A 16,427-nucleotide genomic window follows, 5' to 3' on the forward strand; every position below is an offset into this window, starting at 1 on the left:
GATAAGTGTAACCGCAAGTCCTAGAGGATGTGAGATGTGACCAGAAGCCAACGCCCGACTGTAATGGTAGGGATATGCTGACAGGTTACGGTTTGATTGCCAAGAATAGAGCCAAGTAGGAGCTTATATGGCGCAGGCGAGTTTAAAGAAAGGTTTTGGCAAAACCAAACCAATCAAGACTACGAAAAACCCATGGAAGGCTATCCCATGGGCGAAAGTTCAACGGAAAGTTTTCCAACTCCAAAAGAGGATATTTCAAGCAGCTAAATCGGGACAAGATGCAAAGGTTAGAAGGTGGCAACGTCTACTGGTGAAATCATATTATGCCCGACTCTTAGCAGTGCGGCTGTAGGGGCGGGTTCCACGGTCAGCCATGCTTCCCAACAGTCAGCTTAATAAACCCGCCCCCCAAGCGGGTCAAGGCAAAAAGACAGCCGGTGTCGATGGAAGGATAGTAATATCTCCAAAACAAAGGTTTGAATTAGCTGAGAGCATTAAAGGAAAACTCAAAGTAAAAGCACTTAGGAGAGTATGGATACCAAAACCTGGTAGGGATGAAAAAAGCTGGAATAGGCATTCCTACAATCCAAGATAGAGCAAGGCAAGCCTTGGTTAAATCGGCTCTCGAACCTGAATGGGAATCGAGATTTGAAGGCACAAGCTATGGGTTCCGTCCCGGACGGTCAGCCCAAGATGCAATAGCACGAATCTATCTATGTATTAAGCATAGTAGTTATTATGTGTTGGACGCAGGTGCGAGACGTTCGGGTATGAAATAGGGCTGAAATGCCCGAAATAACTACCCGGTGAGGATTCCAGCTCCGAATCTGGATATAAGGAGACCTCTCCTGAGCATCCTCATAACTGATTATATGTCCCGACGCTTAGGTAACTAAGCAAGGCAGGGAACTCAAGGTCATAAACGAACTGAGAAATCAGGGAGTAGAGAGTAACGGCGATAGCCACCCCCAGTTTTGGAAATCATAACTCCAGGATAGAAGCGGGGAACGCAAGGCGTGAGGTAGAACCTACTACCAAGACGCGACCACTGCCAACCATCCATGATTAGGGAAACCGAATGTCTGGCTTGAACCGCCGTAAAGAGTAAGTAGCGAAATAGGTTGATACGCTGCGATCAAAAAGAGCAAGGGGAAAAGTAGGGTTTTGAGATGAACACCCACACAGACCTTGAAAAGTACCCCGGTGGATAGGACAAATCTAAAGATGGAATGCCCGTATAAACGGAACGTTTTAAGTCCTCCTGGACTCTGATTATCTGGTCGAGATATCAGTAGGGATAAGTGTAACCGCAAGTCCTAGAGGATGTGAGATGTGGCCAGAAGCCAACGCCCGACTGTAATGATAGGGATACGCTGACAGGTTACGGTTTGATTGTATGAATAGAGTCTAGTAGGAGTCAAAATGACGAAATCGAGAGACGGTAAAGGATTCGGAAAACGAGAACTTACCAAGACGTGCGTTTGTATGGAGAAGTATCAACTGGGCTAAGGTTCAGCGGTACGTCTTTAAGCTCCAAAAGAGGATATTTCAAGCAGCTAAATCGGGACAGGACGCAAAGGTAAGAAGGTGGCAACGTCTATTGGTGAAATCATACTATGCCCGGCTCTTAGCAGTGCGGCTGTAGGGGCGGGTTCCACAGTCAGCCATGCTTCCCAACAGTCAGCTTAATAAACCCGCCCCCCAAGATAATCAAGGTAAAAAGACGGCTGGAGTAGATGGAGAGATAGCGTGGGAGACGTTTAGGAGTGAAATAGGGCTGCAATGCCTGAAATAACCTCCTAGTGGGACTTCCACTCCTTGGTGGAATATAAGGGATTCGCACCCCTGACCATCCCATAACTATCTATGTGTCTCAACATCTGGCTTCGACAACCAGATAAGGCAGAGAGACTCAAGGTCAAGACTGAGCGAAAAAAAGAGGGGAGTTGTGTTATGGTCGAAAGAGAAGTCACCTTCCCCAACTCCAATTCCAAACCGTGCTTGCGAGTTTCCCAGCACACGGCTCCTGATGTAGATACCCTATTGTCAGTAGGAACAGGGCTACAACCCCCCGCTTTGTAACCTCAACTTTGGGAGCTAAATACAACACGTAGTCTTTAAACTCGCTTTCGTCATCAAACTCTTACTTGTCGCGGTCTCTATATCCACACCGTGACTAGTGGGCATATCCTAACCATTACAGTTAGGCATTGGCTTTCAGTCACATCCTTTCCCCTTAAAGGTATACGCTTACACTTTTCACTACTGTGCAGGTACATCCTGCCACTTGAGAGCCTAAAAGGGGTTTAAACGTTCCGTTTATACGGGCATTCCATCTTTAGACTTGTCCTATCCACCGGGGTACACTTTAAAGGTCTGTGTAGGTAGTGAGTTGAGACTCCTACTTTTCCCCTTACTCTTTTGAGCGCAGCGTGTCAACCTATTTCGCTACTTACTCATTACGGTGGTTCAAGTCGGAACATTCAGATTTCCTTAGTCATGGATGGTTGGCAGTGGTCGCATATGGTAGTAGGTTCTACTTCACGCCTTCCGTTCCCCGCTTCAATCTGACGGGTTATGATTCCTCAAACTGGGGGTGGCTACCGCCGTTACTCTCAACTTCGCGCTATAATAGGAGGCTCACAACTTCCTCTGTTCTAACGTTCTGTCTTGACCCTGAGTTCCCTGCCTTGCTTAGATTTCTCCAAGCGTCGGGACATATAAACAGTTATGGGATGGTCTAGGGATAAGAATGAGAGTGCGTCTCCCTATATTTCACCAAGGGGTGAAAGTCCCACTAAGAGGTTATTTCGGGCATTGCAGCCCTATTTCACTCCTAAACGTTTCGCACAAACCCCTTGAGTATAACGTAAGGTTGAGAGTAACGGCGGTAGCCACCCCCAATTTGAGGATTCACACTCAACGGGTTGAAGCGGGGAACGGAAGGCATAATAGAGGAACCTACCTCTCACTCGAGCACTGCCAACCATCCATGATTAGGGAAACCGAATGTCCGGCTTGAACCATATGTAATGCGTCAGTAGCGAAATAGGTTGATACGCTGCGCTCAAAAGGGCGAGGGAAAAAAAGTAGGAGGCTGCTATAACTACCTACACAGACCTTTAAAAGTACCCCGGTGGATAGGACAAATCTAAAGATGGAATGCCCGCATAGATGGAACGTTTAAACCCCTCATTGGCTCTCAAGTGGCGGGATGTACCCGTGGAGTAGTGAAAAGTGTAAGCGTATGCCTTTAAGGGGAAAGGATGTGATTGAAAGCTAATGCCTAACTGTAATGGTTAGGATATGCCCACTAATCACGGTGTGGATATAGAGACCGCGATAAGTAAGAGTTTAATGGCAGCGAGTTGAAAGACTAACGCAAGCATATAGCTTTGAAAGTTGAGGTCATAAAGCAGGGGGTTGTAACCCTGTTCCCAGTGACAAAAGGGGTATCTACATCAGGAGCCGTGTGCTGGGAAACTCGCGAGCACGGTTTGGAATGGGAGGGGTAGGCTGTGAAGTTTATCTCGACCCCTAACAAAATGCTCTTACCGTGAACCATGATTACCTACTGTCCAAAATTCATTGTCCAAGCAGCCTGAAAAGAGACCTAAAACAATGGTTAAAATCAGGTGTTTTGGACAACGGCGTGTTTGAGGATACAAAAGCAGGGACACCACAAGGAGGGGTAATAAGTCCACTACTAGCCAACATTGCACTGTTGGGAATGGTTGGATTAATAGAAACAGGGTATCCCAAGAAAAAAGGAAAGGTACAAGCCACCTTAATAAGATACGCCGATGATTTTGTAGTGATATCACCATCACTCGAAATTATTGAACAGTGCCAAACTGCTATCTCCGAATGGTTAAAACCTGTTGGACTAGAAATAAAACCTGAAAAGACTCGAATTTGCCACACGCTTAATCCTATTAAGTATGATGGCAAAACAGAGGAACCAGGGTTCGACTTCCTGGGATTCAATATCAGGCAATACCCGGCAGGAAAACATAAAACTGGGAAAAGTCCACATGGGAAACTATTAGGATTCAAAACCCACATTAAACCCAGCCGTAAAGCAGTTAAAGCCCATACAGAAGTGATTAAAGGTGTAATCAAACAACATAAAACAGCACCTCAGTCAGCCCGGATAAGTAAACTAAATCCGATTATTCGGGGATGGTCAAATTATTATTCAGGGGTCGTCTCATCAGAGACCTTCGACAAACTAGATAACACAATCTGGTTAATGTTACGGGCATGGACAGTATCAAGATGCGAAAAGGCAAGTTACGAAAAGCTAAGAAACTATTTCAGACATGGAACGGTTAAACTTAGTAATGGGAAAGAAAGGCATGAATCTTGGTTATTCCAAACCAAAGATGGATTCCAATTCTGGAAACATAATTGGACTCCGATTGTCAGACATACCCTAGTGCGCCCTGACGCAACACCATACGACGGAAATTGGACTTACTGGGCAATCAGGAAGGGACAAGCAATCGACACGCCAACAAGAGTAGCAAAACTACTTAAGAAACAGAAAGGCAGGTGCACCTGGTGTGGGCAATATTTCACCCCATCAGACCTAGCTGAAGTTGACCACATTATACCTCGAAGCCAAGGTGGAAAGGATGAATACAAGAACCTTCAGCTACTACATCGCCACACCCGCGATGATAAAACAGCTCTGGACAATGAGAGGTTGCTGTACTCTTAACAAGGAGGTGCGAAACGTTCAGGCACGCGCATAGGGTTGCAATACCCGAAATAACTGCCCGGTGGGACTTCCACCCCTTGGTGGAATATAGGGAGTCGCTTCCCTGACCATCCCATAACTGTTTATATGTCCCGACGCTTAGAGAAATCTAAGCAAGGCAGGGGACTCAAGGTCAAGACAGAACGCTTGAACGGTGGGAGTTGTGACCCACCTAGTATAGCATGAAGTTGAGAGTAACGGCGATAGCCACCCCCAGTTTTGGGAATCATAACCCCAGGATTGAAGCGGGGAACGGAAGGCCTGAAGTAGAACCTACTACCATATGCGACCACTGCCAACCATCCATAACTAAGGAAATCTGAATGTTCCGACTTGAACCACCGTCATAAGAAGGTAGCGAAACAGGTTGACACGCTGCGCTCAAAAGAGCAAGGGGAAAAGTAGGGGTTTCTCTTTACTACCTACACAGACCTTTAAAATTACCCCGGTGGACAGGACAAGTCTAAAGATGGAATGCCCGTATAAACGGAACGTTTAAACCCCTTTTAGGCTCTCGGCAGGATGTACCTGCACAGTAGTGAAAAGTGTAAGCGTATACCTTTAAGGGGAAAGGATGTGGCTGAAAGCTAATGCCTAACTGTAATGGTTAGGATATGCCCACTAGCCACGGTGTGGATATAGAGACCGCGACAATTAAGAGTTTTATGACGAGTGCGAGTTTAAAGACTACGAGGTTGTATATAGCTCCTAAAGTTGAGGTTACAAAGCGGGGGGTCGTAGCCCTGTTCCTACTGACAAATAGGGTATCTACATCAGGAGCCGTGTGCTGGGAAACTTGCAAGCACGGTTTTCAATTGGAGTTGGGGAAGGTGACTTCTCTTTCGACCATAACACAATCAGACTAGGAGCCGGATGAGGTGAAAGTCTCAAGTCCGGTTCTGAATGGGAGGGGTAGACCGTGAGGTCTATCTCGACCCCTAATCGATAATGTGACGCCAGTTGCTCCACTTGGGGAAACCCCAAGACATGGCTGCTCAAGACAAAAGTAAGGATTAATCAGCAAATGCACTACATTTTATTTAGTACCACTAAAAAAATTATCTAAACAAATTACCTCGCAGCCAAGTGCCAACAAATGTTCACATAAAAAAGAACCAATAAAACCCGCCCCACCTGTTCCCAAAACGCGCTTACGGCAAGACAAATTACTTTTCACAAGGTGACTATTCATCGTTATCTTTACTATCATCCAGTTTTATAAATATCTGTCTTACCCAAAACAGTTGGATATAAGGTAGCTAATTGCCTAATGCCAGCATGCTAAATACCCTACTTAAAAAAACAAAGCATCCACAGCCACTTTTGCAAATTTAGACTTGGGATGGTTAGCATAATTATTAGGCAAATGATGAATTAAACAGCGCGGATCAAGCTGATATTGCTGTTTTATAACCCCTACTAAATTACGGGAATAAAACCCTTTAGGCACTTCTAAATAAGTGATGCCCTGTGCAGCTTTTTCTCTGATACCCCAACGACCAAAATCGGGGCTAGACGATCCCCCAAAAAAATGTTTTTTCGCCAAAGCCCTATCTAATAAATACATCCCCTGATCAGGGGTTGGCAAATTAATAAACTGGTAGTTTTCGGCTACTTCAACACTAGGCGAAGCATTCAAATCTACTGGTGCTACAGTATCTGTTACAAATTTCTCAGCTTTACCTGTTTGGTACTCGTAGCGCACAAAAGAAGGGATAAAAGGCGTATTTTTCAGCTTTTCGCGACCATCTAGCCAATAAGCAAGGTTTTCGGGCGTAACTAGGATGTCATCTTCCAAATACCAAAAATGAGTTATATCTGGATATAACTTAAATTTTCTGCGAAACACCTCAAAATGACACCATGTAAGCAAATAAGGATGCCCCAACAAAAAAGGTACATAAATAGACACATTATTACCCAATCTAGCACATGCTTGTCTAATAGTATGATGATTATCTAAGTCGTTAGTAATGATCGATACATGAATATTGTCACTTAGTAAAGCTAAAGAGGTTGCTACCGTTTTTAGGTAACTTAACCGTGCTTCAACGTAAAAAAAAGTTATTGCAACTTCCAGCTTCATAACATTTCCATTTAAATATTAATGTTTGTTGGACCTTGGGTCTCCTTGCCTCATTCTGTATCAGAATGATACAAAAACTTAGGAACATATAAACAGTTATGAGGTCGGTCAGAGGCGAGCCTCTTATATTCAGCCGGGGGGGCTGAAGCCCTCACCAGGTAGTCATTTCGGGCATCTCAGCCCTATTTCATACCTGAACGTCTGGCACCAGTTAGATAATGTATAGCACAAGACAGAACATTTAGGACGTATAATGGCAAGGATATCTACAGAAGACCCAAAAAGCCAGCCCCCTACAGTTACGACCTTAGACAAAAAGTTATTAATGCAATTGAACTAGACGGTATGTCCAAAACCAAAGCCAGTCAATTTTTCCATGTCAGCCGGAACACCATTAATCTCTGGCTGCAAAGAAAAGCACAGACCGGAGACTTCCTCCCTAAACCTAATCACCGACCTGGCAATAACCACAAAATTACCGACTGGCATAAATTCAAGGCTTTTGCCCAAGAGCATGGCGACAAAACCTCCGCTCAAATGGCTGAACTTTGGGATGACGACATCTCTCCTGGCACCATATCCAGAGCCTTGAAGAAAATTGGCTTCACCAGAAAACAACTTACGGCTACCAAGAAGGTGATGAGCAACAGCGAGAGGAGTTTATTGCTCAGATTGAACATATGGAGCCGGAAGGGTTGGTTTACCTCGATGAAGCTGGCATGAATAGTCAAGACTCGGATTATCCTTATGGTTACTGCGAGGAAGGACAACGCTTCGATGCCCTCAAATCCGGGAAGAGGTAGGGCAGGGTGAGCTATATGGCCCCATGGTGTTATCAACAACTCTTAACTCCCTTTACCTTTGAGGTGAGGGTTGTTGTAATCGGACAGTGTTTGAGTTGTGGTTGGAGTTTATCTTAATTCCAACATTGAAGCCAGGTCAAACTCTAGTATTTGACAATGCAACGTTTCATAAAGGGGGGCGGCAGGCTGAACTGGTGGAGGCAGCTCAATGCCGTTTACTCTATCTTCGGCCTTATTCGCCAGACCTCAACAAGATAGAGAAATGTTTAACAATACCTTGAGACAACCAGTGTCTCGCTTAGTACCCAAGACCTTGTCCTTTTCCAAGTGTTTGCAGAATCACATTGGTGGCATTTGGTATTTTATCCATCACTACAACGCATCATTACCTCTTTAGCACTACCACCCTACAAAAGGATTCGCTTCCGGAGTTTGGTTACTGGTCAAAATTCATCTCGCCGTTAAGCCGCTCGGCTTAACGGGAGTTCTCTTTTGAGATTTAAGATCAGCTTGGGAATTTGTTTAACTTAACTGTGTTAGACTGAATTAAATTCTCCAAAAAAGCCTGCTACAATTTTGGGCAAGAAAATCTCAAATCAGTGTGGCTAAGTCTGACATCGCTGCTTGTTCAGGCGGGCATTGTAAACTTTTATTACGAAACTCATAGATTCTTCAAAAGTGATCGGGAACCCCCATTACAGGTGATGAAGATTAGCTTGTTAACTGATAGGGGTCACTTCTTTAATGAGGGAGTTTCCATATACTAGGTAACAGACCTGAAAAAGTAACCCTGATTATTGATATACTGACTAATTCAGGTATCCCTCACCAATAATTCATGACTCAGATTGCTGATCGGCAACATTGGGAACTGAAAGACTCAAGAGCGGTCTTAACCTGAATCAAGAATTAGCTAGTGCGATCGCCAACCTTAACATCCTGGGAATACTAAATCCTAGGCCCTGTGAGAGCAATTTGTGTTCAACCAAAAGCAACTGAGATCACGATCATGTCAGCCACCAAAGCTTCCCCCGATAAAGAGTCCACCCAAACTTTCCCAACTTCTTCTAAGGACAAGGATATGGAACTACCAACAGATGAACTCATCCGCCTTGACTTCAGTGATGTTGATCTCTCTGAGGCTCACACCAGTAGGCGCACCACGGATTTAGTGCGTCTGTACCTCCAAGAAATTGGTCGGGTTCGCTTACTGGGAAGAGATGAGGAAGTCTCGGAAGCCCAAAAGGTTCAACGTTATGTACAACTGGTGGAATTGCGGGACACGGAGGCGGAAACCAACGGGGGGGTACTCCAGACTTATGTTAATCTCCTGAAAGTCCGCGATCGCCTCTGTGCTAAATTAAGCCATCGTCCCTCTTTAGAGCGTTGGGCTGCTGCTGGGGGGGTTAATCTCGCTGAACTCAAGCAGATTATGGCGGAAGGTAAGCGCTGTTGGGCGGAACTAGCTAACCTGAGTGTGGAAGAGCTAAAACAGGTCCAGAGGGAAGGAATACAGGCTAAAGATCACATGATCAAAGCCAATTTGCGCCTGGTGGTATCGGTTGCTAAAAAATATCAAAACCGTGGTTTAGAACTATTAGACTTAATCCAAGAGGGAACCCTAGGATTAGAACGAGCCGTAGAAAAGTTTGATCCTACCCGTGGTTACCGCTTTAGCACTTACTCTTACTGGTGGATTCGCCAAGGAATTACCCGAGCGATCGCCACTCAGAGCCGGACTATCAGGCTTCCGGTGCATATTACCGAGAAACTCAATAAAATTAAGAAAGCCCAGCGCAAGATTTCCCAAGAAAAAAGTCGCACGGCTACCATTGATGACATCGCCACCGAGTTAAAGATGACCCCGGATCAAATTCGGGAAGTGCTGCTGCGGGTTCCCCGTTCAGTTTCCTTAGAAACCAAAGTCGGAACCGACAAAGATACGGAACTAGGAGATTTGCTCGAAACAGAAGAAAGCACCCCGGAAGAACTGTTGATGCGGGAATCTCTTTACCGGGAACTACAGCACATCCTAGCTGATCTCAGTGGTAAGGAGCGGGCTGTAATCCAAATGCGTTATGGCTTGGGTGATGGTCATCCTTACTCCCTAGCAGAAATTGGCCGTGCTTTGGATCTGTCGCGGGAACGGGTTCGCCAAATTGAGGCTAAGGCTCTGCAAAAACTGCGCCAGCCTAAGCGTCGTAACCGAGTGCGTGATTATCTTGACTCCTTGGGTTAGGTTTTGAGTTTTGGTGGCGGGGTTATCGACTATAACACTCGCCCCCTTAGGTTTATCAGAATTGATTCTCAATAAGCCAGTTTTTTTGACAGGATCTCAAAATCTTGTGTATCATTGTCAGTATTAAGGTTTTATTGATAGTTTAATGATGGTTTTATATACCGCGACTTCGTTTAAATCGGAACTGAATAACAAAGGGTGGCGACTGACTCCTCAGCGGGAAACTATCCTCCATGTTTTTCAAAATTTGCCGAAAGGGAATCATCTCAGTGCTGAGGATCTCTATGATTTGTTAAAAGGTCGTGGGGAGACGATTAGTTTGTCTACTATTTACCGCACACTCAAGTTAATGGCGCGGATGGGAATTTTGCGAGAGTTGGAACTTGCAGAAGGCCACAAGCATTATGAAATAAATCAGCCTTACCCACACCATCATCACCATCTTGTCTGTGTACAGTGTAACAAAACGATAGAATTTCAGAATGATTCGATTTCCAAAATTGGTTTGAAGCAGGCGGAGAAATCTGGGTTACATTTGCTAGATTGCCAATTGACAGTTCATACTGTTTGTCATGAGGCTTTACGGATGGGTTGGCCTTCATTGGTTTCTACTAATTGGTCTTGTTCTCAGGCGATCGCAGAAACCTCCGGTGAGTACGTTAACCCTGATTAATTGGCAATTTGGCGGCGTGGTACCAGGAACCGCTTTATATCCCTAGGGCACGAGCTGGGGGGTTGATGCGGTTCCTCAAGGGTTTTGTATTTATTTATTTGTGGAATGTTTGGCGTTGTAGACCGGGCGAGGTATCGGAAGAACTGATGCTGACAGAGTTGTGATTGTTGATATGACCAAAACTACGGCGAGTGACGTTAAATAAGTAGGTCTCTGTAGTTGGTCCAACAATCCCGGTGGTAGTGATGTTATAGGCTTGCTGAAATTGAATCACAGCATTTTGGGTCTGGCCGTCAAAAAAGCCATTAATCGGGCCATTATAGAAGCCTAACTCCCTTAACCGCCTTTGAATACGCCGCACATCTTCTCCGGCGTTACCGATTGTTATGTATGTATTAGGATTAGTGACCACAGGTCTAACGACGGACCCTGGACCGGCTGGAACTACGGGTATGATGGGACGTTGGGTAGTAGCTCTAGCTAAATGGAACTGGGTAGTAGGTCCGACTTGACCTGTTTGGGTGATGCCATTATCCCGTTGGAAGCGAACCACAGCGACGCGGGTAGATTCATCAAAAACCCCATCAATCATCCCTGTGTAGTACCCTAATTGCTGTAATCGCTGCTGAAGTGCAATTACATCTGCTCCTCGACTTCCCAGCACGAGAATTGAGGAGGGATTAGATTGGGTCATGGAAACATTGGTAGAGTTGGAAGTGATACCACTATTACCCAACATTTGTTGACTAGCGAGGAGGCTTTGGGTGGTGGGTCCAATAAAACCAGTGGGGGTGAGACCATTAACCATTTGAAAGTTACGAACGGCTTGGAATGTTACCTCATCATAGAAATTGGTAATTTGACCGGGGAAAAAACCAAGTCGCTGCAATTCTCGTTGTACTAAGCCGACTATAGGGCCAAAACTACCGGGACCGAGGCTAACATTTCCAGCGAGGCTACCGGTTCCGCGATTGAGAATGGCTAGGGTGTCTTCTGTGACTAGACCTGTGGCTGCAATTGAGTTGGCTTGCTGAAAACGAATGACGGCATTTCGGGTGATTGGTCCAAAATATCCGGTGGAGTTGTTGTTGAAGAAACCAAGATTTCGCAGGCGATTTTGGAGGTTGGTAACTCCGGGTCCACTGTCTCCTAATCCTAAACCGATTAATTGGCGATCGCTTACTGGGGTAGTATTGAGAGGGGGGCTGGCGGTGTTCTGGTTGGTTGCTATCAAAGCCACAACGGTATTAGGACCAACTATGCCATCTTGGACTAAACGGTTATCGCGCTGAAACTGAATCACTGCGTTTTGAGTTTCTTCACCAAAGTATCCGGTGGCGTTAGCGCTTAAATATCCCAATTCTCTGAGGCGGTTCTGAATTTGGGTAACTTCGGGTCCGAAATCCCCAATAGCTAAAACTGCCTGGGCTGCATAAGTTATACTCAGAACCAGCAGCATTGTCCCTAGAGACAGAAGCCATCGATAGGCTTGAGTAGATAGTTTTCTATTGAGAATGAGTTGCTGAGGATTTTGGTAACTCAGGGCGAGGTACAGATAAGCATAGGATTCCATCATAATTCTTCAGGAAAATATAGGAATGGGAAACACTGAACCCAAAAAACCCTAGGTTTCGGTTTCCTTTCCATTATATTACTTATACCAAACCTGCGCGATCGCATAACATCGCCACAATTACTGAAAAAGCGGTAATTCCCAAGGCTACCCAAGGACTTTGACCTTGACTAACTGCGAAAGATGTAGCTACTCCAGCCCCTAAGCCAGCGGTCACGGCTGCACCAATGGGATCACGTTCTGATTTGGGTTTATACATAGTTTTTTAGAATGATAAATTCCAATGGCTGCCACTCTAGCACCATGATTGAGGAGGTGGATCGAAAAGTTGCTAAATTGAAATTAAGATTTAACTTTAGATAAGTTTCTTAACATTCGGCGGGGAAATTAGGGTGGTTTTTTAAGAAAGTTAACAAAATTGGCTCTGGGTCAGGAACCTGGGGCTGGTATTTGCTGGGAATTTATCCTCAAAGGTCTAGGGCTATTCCCACCTGTCTAATTCTTGAAGGGAGTTTTGGAATAGGCTAAGAATTTGGTCTCTGCGGGTTTCAAAGTTGGCGGCACCCCAAATAAACATTAATCCGCCGATAAAAACTACTATCCATTTTATAAAGGAATAAACTGAGTTTAAAATTATTAATTGATTGACAATATTAATGATAAATGTGGCTGTTCCAATGTACAAAAAAGCACGAGTTTTGATGGTTAAACCAGCACCAATGGCGATTAAACTAATGATACCGGGAATAATTCCTACCCATTGACTTTCTAATAAGGAGATTACGCAAATTAAGCTAATACTGAGGATACGGATTAGGTGTCGAAGGGGTCGGCGTTGGGAACCTTTTAGGTAGGGTTCAACTTGCAGAATATATAACATTGATAAAGCGGGAGGGGTGACTATCCACAGTAAATAAGTAGCTGCTGGAGTGGCTACAATGGCTTTTAAGATTACCCAATTCAGGAGAAAAAGACTAAGGTAAGTAAACCGAATATTTTGACTTAATTCGGCTAGGAATACATAGAAAATGGCGGTGATGACGGTGGCTATATACCAGGAGGTGAGTTGAGGGGGATTAATGAAACTATGGATAATTGCAATAGATCCTATTGGTAAAACGACTGCATACCGTCGCCAGGGTGTTTGTGACCATCCCCAATTTTCCCAGGGAGATATATAGAAATAATAGGCAATTATAGAAGCGATCGCACCTATCCAGGGAAACAGAATATTTCCCAAATTCAGGACATCAATCACATAATAAACGATGGCTACGGCTTGTAATAAACCTACATAAACCCAGATATTTTGTGGCTGTTGATGGGGCTGAATGCGACCCTGTACGATCGCATAACGACTGAGGAGGATGCCACTTCCTAACCCTACTAAGGGACTGGAATTTCCGGGGAGAAAACAGGATATTACTAATAATACACTAGCGATTAACCAATGACAATGGGCGATCGCTGTAATTTCCCCCGCCACCAGATGCAAAAATCTTGCTAAAGTTGATGATAAGATCCGATACAGATAGACGAAGCTGGTAGTTAATACTGTGAAGGCGACTAATTGATTAGCTAGGGATTGGTAACTGACTTGCTGAAATAACATTTCTCCGGCGGCGATTGATACTCCTACTATTCCCAAATAAACTAGGGGTTTCAAGGAATACTGTCGCCGTCCCACGCCTATTAAAATTAAGGCAAATCCGAGGGTATTTAAACCAGTCCAAACAGCTATTTCATTAAATCTTAGGAGGCTTCCCAGTATGCCATATAATAAAGGAATAACTTGTAAAGATTGAGGGATACTCAAATCCGGGTGTTTTTGCTGCCACCAATCACCGCCTATTTGTACGATAATTCCTAAAGCTGTATTGGCGATCGCCAACAGAATTAAAGAGTGGGGTAAAAATCCCAATATTTCGGATACGAGTAATTGTATCCCCCAAAATGTTCCATAAATACCATTATCAAAACTGCGAGTTGATAGAGTTGCTGTCTGAGTCCGAAAGGCTATGGCTGCTACGGTTAAAGCGATGACTAGGACAGCTAATAAACTCGGTTGTATTTGTTGTTGAAAAACTGACAGAGAATGAAAGGTTAGCAGTAGTAACTGTATCGCCGCCAGTGAAGTTGCCCACAGGTCTGCTGCTTGTCTATAAAGTTTGGCTAATAAGGCTTCCCGGTTGAGTAAATTATGCCGTAATATCCACAAACTCCCCAATGTGATGGCGTTAACGAGTAACCAGTCTAGGTTAGAAAGTATCTGTAATTCCCAGAGTATAGCGGTTAAGAAACTGAGACCAAATCCCAAAGCGATCGCCGCTACAATTAGCCGACGTATATAATAGGAGTTAATGGCAATTATGACGGTGCTTATACCTAAAGATATCGCCCAAATTACAGGTAGTTGGACTGTCAACAGTTGCGCGACTACTGTAGTCACAATGGCTAATTCAGCCGATTGTTTTTGTTGTGAATTGCTACCATATTTGGCGATAAAAGTCAAGCCCAAAGGTGTGATTAACCAGATTAAATTGACAGGTTCAATGCTATTGCTAAGTAGGAGATAGCTACAACCCGCCAAGACTAAACCTAGATAAAAACCACTTTTTCCCCAACTATGATCTGGGGTATCATATCGAGAGAGAAAGTGATGATGGCTGGCGATAGATAAGCCAAATTCTCCTAACATTAGTAATAATAAAATTATCGCCCACTTAGTATAGTTGAGAGTAGGAATTAGCCAGTTGATGCTACTGACGACAGCTAGTAAAGCGGTTATATGGGTTAAATAGACTCGAAATGGGTGATAAGTTCGGCGTTTCGTAACTACGGCTAAGGTTAAAGTTGAGGCGATTAAATTAAGCGATCGCGTGAGAGGATTAATCACCCCCAACAAAGCTAAAACTACTCCTAATAATAATGCGATTTTCTCACCAAATAATGCTAATCTGCGCTTAGGTATTTGATACAGCCACTCAGTAACCGCCAGCATCAAAATCAGATAAGGAAACCAGGTCAAGCTAAGTAGTGACCAAGGGTAATTTTGACTATTAGTAATGGCGGCAACATTGATAATAGCAGTTTGTCTAATGCCACTAGGAATCATGAGTCCTAGTAACCAAATCATCTGTAATCCTATGGCAAATATTACTAATAAATCCCGCCGTCGCCAAGAGTTTCGCAGGTGTTGATTCCAGATATAAATTACTAAGGCGCTAATAACAAAAGCGTGCCCAGGATAGGATATCAAAGAAATCAACCATCCTAAAATTAGTAATCCATAGCCGCTACGATTTATTAATGGCGAGGAAAAAGAGTAGATTAACCAGCCACAAATACCTACAGCCAATCCCAAAGTATCGAGGGGTACTTCGGCGACAAAAATACCGCGACCTAGGATAATAATTAGGCTATAAATTAACAGAGCGATATCACGATTAGCTAAGGGTTGCTGATTAAGTTGTTGGCGACTGTATAATGATATAGAGGCGGTGATAATTACGGCTGAATAAATGGCAATTATGGGAAAGGTTGACCAACTCCACCCCCAGTGAAGGTAACTGATTAGTAATAAATTGGCGAGTTGTAGCTTGTGGGTAACTGATGGTGTAGAATAGAGTTTGATGGTGGTGGTGGATAGGAGAAAGGTGGCGATCGCAATGGTAATCCATCCTAGGGGATATCCCCATAATCCCAAGCCATCCATTGCCCAAAAATTGAGGGGAATTAACAGTAAGGTAACTTGACACAAAGTGGCAGCAGTCAAGGTTAAGTTATTCTGTTTTTCCGTCCATTGGCTACCGCCCCAAAATGCCAAAGTATAAGCAAGCAATACTGTATATTGTGCAAAAGCAGGGAATCTTTCCCACTGACTCGCCGCCAGTACGCCGGAAGATACGACCACCATAAACAGTCCTAAAAATAGCAGCCAACGCACACTGAGTTCAGCTTTGAAAGACTGTAATAATCGGGTGATTACGGGGGGAATGTTTGGCGGTAATGTGGCGGTAAAAGTAGTTTGAGGTTCCCTAATAATAGGTGGTTGAGCTTTCCTAACATGGGGATGATATACGCGGGAAGGTGGCGGTAAGGGTAGGGGTTGACTTAGATGCAGTTTACAGAGTTGTTTAACCTGTTCTTGAGAAATCAAACCTAATTCTAGCCAATATTCCAAACCATACAACAGATCAGGATGATCTGGATTAATTGTAACTTTAATCGCGATCCATCGTTCCAAGGGTGAGGACATAATTGCAGGAAGGTTGATTAATGCTAACAGGTA

At 44.2% G+C, this 16,427-nt stretch carries 13 protein-coding genes and 4 pseudogenes; 12 read left to right on the forward strand and 5 right to left on the reverse strand.

Annotated features, from left to right (window positions below; all coding sequences use genetic code 11):
* Positions 1 to 127: 127 nt before the first annotated feature.
* From N39L_RS04680 to N39L_RS04715, 8 genes and pseudogenes are all read left to right on the forward strand, one after another.
* Complete coding sequence (locus tag N39L_RS04680) at positions 128 to 352, forward strand: reverse transcriptase N-terminal domain-containing protein (protein ID WP_014274745.1); 225 nt, start codon at positions 128 to 130, stop codon at positions 350 to 352.
* Between the two features lie 21 nt (positions 353 to 373).
* A complete protein-coding gene (locus N39L_RS04685) occupies positions 374 to 595 on the forward strand; it encodes a hypothetical protein (RefSeq protein WP_014275741.1) in 222 nt (73 codons plus the stop codon).
* Positions 555 to 779 (forward strand): RNA-dependent RNA polymerase family protein, encoded by a 225-nt coding sequence (locus N39L_RS04690; RefSeq protein WP_014275740.1) that lies wholly within the window; start codon positions 555 to 557, stop codon positions 777 to 779. Before N39L_RS04685 ends, N39L_RS04690 begins: the two co-directional genes overlap by 41 nt.
* Positions 780 to 1,543: 764 nt before the next feature.
* The gene (locus N39L_RS04695) at positions 1,544 to 1,645 is read left to right on the forward strand and encodes a reverse transcriptase N-terminal domain-containing protein (RefSeq protein ID WP_231852254.1); all 102 of its coding nucleotides are present in this window, start codon (positions 1,544 to 1,546) and stop codon (positions 1,643 to 1,645) included.
* 21 nt (positions 1,646 to 1,666) lie between these two features.
* Positions 1,667 to 1,741 (forward strand): annotated as a pseudogene (locus tag N39L_RS04700) (HNH endonuclease); the annotation flags it as partial.
* Positions 1,742 to 1,866: 125 nt separating this feature from the next.
* Positions 1,867 to 2,082 carry a hypothetical protein gene (locus tag N39L_RS04705; protein ID WP_008052220.1) on the forward strand — a complete coding sequence of 72 codons (216 nt, stop codon included), beginning with the start codon at positions 1,867 to 1,869 and terminating at the stop codon, positions 2,080 to 2,082.
* A 1,474-nt stretch (positions 2,083 to 3,556) separates the two neighbouring features.
* Positions 3,557 to 4,723: pseudogene (locus N39L_RS04710) on the forward strand (group II intron reverse transcriptase); the annotation flags it as partial.
* 221 nt (positions 4,724 to 4,944) lie between these two features.
* On the forward strand, positions 4,945 to 5,085 hold the full coding sequence (locus N39L_RS04715) for a hypothetical protein (protein ID WP_434221611.1): 141 nt from the start codon (positions 4,945 to 4,947) through the stop codon (positions 5,083 to 5,085).
* A gap of 713 nt (positions 5,086 to 5,798) precedes the next feature.
* Here the strand turns inward: N39L_RS04715 and N39L_RS04720 are convergent.
* Both N39L_RS04720 and N39L_RS04725 read right to left on the reverse strand, forming a co-directional pair.
* Positions 5,799 to 5,972 (reverse strand): NAD-dependent epimerase/dehydratase family protein, encoded by a 174-nt coding sequence (locus N39L_RS04720; RefSeq protein ID WP_014274445.1) that lies wholly within the window; start codon positions 5,970 to 5,972, stop codon positions 5,799 to 5,801.
* An 84-nt stretch (positions 5,973 to 6,056) separates the two neighbouring features.
* Positions 6,057 to 6,848 carry a hypothetical protein gene (locus tag N39L_RS04725; RefSeq protein WP_043468025.1) on the reverse strand — a complete coding sequence of 264 codons (792 nt, stop codon included), beginning with the start codon at positions 6,846 to 6,848 and terminating at the stop codon, positions 6,057 to 6,059.
* A gap of 264 nt (positions 6,849 to 7,112) precedes the next feature.
* On the opposite strand from N39L_RS04725, the pseudogene N39L_RS04730 reads away from it, so the two are divergent.
* The 4 genes and pseudogenes from N39L_RS04730 to N39L_RS04745 all read left to right on the forward strand — a co-directional run.
* A pseudogene (locus tag N39L_RS04730) lies at positions 7,113 to 7,917 on the forward strand (IS630 family transposase); the annotation flags it as partial.
* A pseudogene (locus N39L_RS04735) lies at positions 7,911 to 8,048 on the forward strand (IS1 family transposase); the annotation flags it as partial. The pseudogenes N39L_RS04730 and N39L_RS04735, both read left to right, overlap by 7 nt.
* A 612-nt stretch (positions 8,049 to 8,660) precedes the next feature.
* Positions 8,661 to 9,890, forward strand: coding sequence for an RNA polymerase sigma factor SigC (gene sigC / locus N39L_RS04740; RefSeq protein ID WP_043468027.1), 1,230 nt, complete (start codon positions 8,661 to 8,663; stop codon positions 9,888 to 9,890).
* 148 nt (positions 9,891 to 10,038) lie between these two features.
* Positions 10,039 to 10,563: a ferric uptake regulation protein gene (locus N39L_RS04745; protein ID WP_014274450.1), complete on the forward strand. Its 525-nt coding sequence runs from the start codon at positions 10,039 to 10,041 to the stop codon at positions 10,561 to 10,563.
* Between the two features lie 94 nt (positions 10,564 to 10,657).
* On the opposite strand, the gene N39L_RS04750 is transcribed toward N39L_RS04745, so the two are convergent.
* From N39L_RS04750 to N39L_RS04760, 3 genes are all read right to left on the reverse strand, one after another.
* The gene (locus tag N39L_RS04750) at positions 10,658 to 12,139 is read right to left on the reverse strand and encodes a peptidoglycan-binding domain-containing protein (protein ID WP_231852093.1); all 1,482 of its coding nucleotides are present in this window, start codon (positions 12,137 to 12,139) and stop codon (positions 10,658 to 10,660) included.
* A gap of 79 nt (positions 12,140 to 12,218) precedes the next feature.
* Positions 12,219 to 12,395, reverse strand: coding sequence for a hypothetical protein (locus N39L_RS04755; RefSeq protein WP_006619144.1), 177 nt, complete (start codon positions 12,393 to 12,395; stop codon positions 12,219 to 12,221).
* 222 nt (positions 12,396 to 12,617) lie between these two features.
* Positions 12,618 to 16,394, reverse strand: a complete 3,777-nt coding sequence (locus tag N39L_RS04760; protein ID WP_231852094.1) for a hypothetical protein — start codon at positions 16,392 to 16,394, stop codon at positions 12,618 to 12,620.
* Between the last annotated feature and the right edge of the window lie 33 nt (positions 16,395 to 16,427).

This window comes from Limnospira platensis NIES-39, from assembly GCF_026000695.1.
Taxonomy (GTDB): Bacteria; Cyanobacteriota; Cyanobacteriia; order Cyanobacteriales; family Microcoleaceae; genus Limnospira; species Limnospira platensis.

What these genes read in the sequence shown, in the direction of transcription:
- N39L_RS04725 (WP_043468025.1), bottom strand. Translation starts at nt 6,848, where the DNA reads ATGAAGCTGGAAGTTGCAATAACTTTTTTTTACGTTGAAGCACGGTTA.
- N39L_RS04690 (WP_014275740.1), top strand. Translation starts at nt 555, where the DNA reads ATGAAAAAAGCTGGAATAGGCATTCCTACAATCCAAGATAGAGCAAGG.
- N39L_RS04760 (WP_231852094.1), bottom strand. Translation starts at nt 16,394, where the DNA reads ATGTCCTCACCCTTGGAACGATGGATCGCGATTAAAGTTACAATTAAT.
- N39L_RS04705 (WP_008052220.1), top strand. Translation starts at nt 1,867, where the DNA reads ATGTGTCTCAACATCTGGCTTCGACAACCAGATAAGGCAGAGAGACTC.
- N39L_RS04680 (WP_014274745.1), top strand. Translation starts at nt 128, where the DNA reads ATGGCGCAGGCGAGTTTAAAGAAAGGTTTTGGCAAAACCAAACCAATC.
- N39L_RS04685 (WP_014275741.1), top strand. Translation starts at nt 374, where the DNA reads ATGCTTCCCAACAGTCAGCTTAATAAACCCGCCCCCCAAGCGGGTCAA.
- N39L_RS04745 (WP_014274450.1), top strand. Translation starts at nt 10,039, where the DNA reads ATGGTTTTATATACCGCGACTTCGTTTAAATCGGAACTGAATAACAAA.
- N39L_RS04750 (WP_231852093.1), bottom strand. Translation starts at nt 12,139, where the DNA reads ATGATGGAATCCTATGCTTATCTGTACCTCGCCCTGAGTTACCAAAAT.
- sigC (WP_043468027.1), top strand. Translation starts at nt 8,661, where the DNA reads ATGTCAGCCACCAAAGCTTCCCCCGATAAAGAGTCCACCCAAACTTTC.
- N39L_RS04715 (WP_434221611.1), top strand. Translation starts at nt 4,945, where the DNA reads ATGAAGTTGAGAGTAACGGCGATAGCCACCCCCAGTTTTGGGAATCAT.
- N39L_RS04755 (WP_006619144.1), bottom strand. Translation starts at nt 12,395, where the DNA reads ATGTATAAACCCAAATCAGAACGTGATCCCATTGGTGCAGCCGTGACC.
- N39L_RS04720 (WP_014274445.1), bottom strand. Translation starts at nt 5,972, where the DNA reads ATGATAGTAAAGATAACGATGAATAGTCACCTTGTGAAAAGTAATTTG.